The organism is Paludisphaera soli, assembly GCF_011064595.1.
In the GTDB taxonomy this organism is placed as follows: Bacteria; Planctomycetota; Planctomycetia; order Isosphaerales; family Isosphaeraceae; genus Paludisphaera; species Paludisphaera soli.
Map to the genome: position 1 here is coordinate 1 of NZ_JAALJI010000116.1, position 1,042 is coordinate 1,042.

The following is a 1,042-nucleotide window of genomic DNA, read 5'->3' on the forward strand; positions in this document are numbered from 1 at the left end:
TGACCTGCCCCCTTCAAACGAGTCCAGCCTCGATGTGATGATCGAGGCGATTCTCACCGAAGGGGAAGCACCATGGCGAAGCGGCAGCGTCACACTCCCGAGCAGATCATCTCCAAGCTCCGCGAGGCCGAGGTCAAGACGGCCAAGGGCACGGCGATCGCGCAGGTCTGCAAGGACCTGGCCATCACCGAGCAGACCTACCACCGCTGGCGCAAGGAGTACGGCGGGATGAAGCTCGACCAGGCGAAACGCCTCAAGCAGCTCGAGGGCGAGAACGCCCGGCTGAAGAGGCTCCTGGCCGACGCCGAGCTGGACAAGGCGATCCTCAAGGAGGCCGCCTCGGGAAAATACTGAGCCCGGCGAAGCGGCGCGAGGCGGTCGAGCACGTGCGCGGCGTGCTCGGCCCGGACCGCGTCTCGCAGCGCCGGGCGTGCCGCGTCCTCGGCCAATGCCGCTCGACGCAGCGGCGAGCGTGCGCCACGCCCGACGACGAGCCGCGGCTGGTGGCGCGGATGGTCGAGCTGGCGAGCGAGTACGGGCGCTACGGCTACCGGCGGGTCGCGGCCCTGCTGCGGGCGGAGGGGTTCGAGGTGAACCACAAGCGCGTCGAGCGGCTGTGGCGGCGAGAGGGCCTGAAGGTGCCCGCGAGGCAGCCCAAGCGGGGTCGGCTGTGGCTCGACGACGGGTCGTGCGTCCGGCTCCGCCCCGAGCGCCGCGACCACGTCTGGAGCTACGACTTCGTCCAGGCCAGGACGCGCGACGGGAGGGCCTTCCGGATGCTGAACATCATCGACGAGTTCACGCGGGAATGCCTGGCCATCGACGTGGCGAGGCGGCTGACCAGTGAGGACGTGCTGGAGCGGCTCTCCGACCTGTTCGTTCGGCGGGGCGTGCCCGAGCACATCCGCTCGGACAACGGGCCGGAGTTCACGGCCAAGGCGGTCCGCGAGTGGCTCGGCCGGGTCGGGGTCGCGACGCTGTTCATCGAGCCGGGGAGCCCGTGGGAGAACGGCTACGTCGAGTCGTTCAACGGCAAGCTCTC

Annotated in this window: 1 pseudogene; it reads left to right on the plus strand. The window is 70.0% G+C overall.

Going from position 1 to position 1,042, the window contains the following annotated elements:
• Positions 1-72 precede the first annotated feature (72 nt).
• Positions 73-1,042 (plus strand): annotated as a pseudogene (locus tag G6O68_RS31865) (IS3 family transposase); the annotation flags it as partial.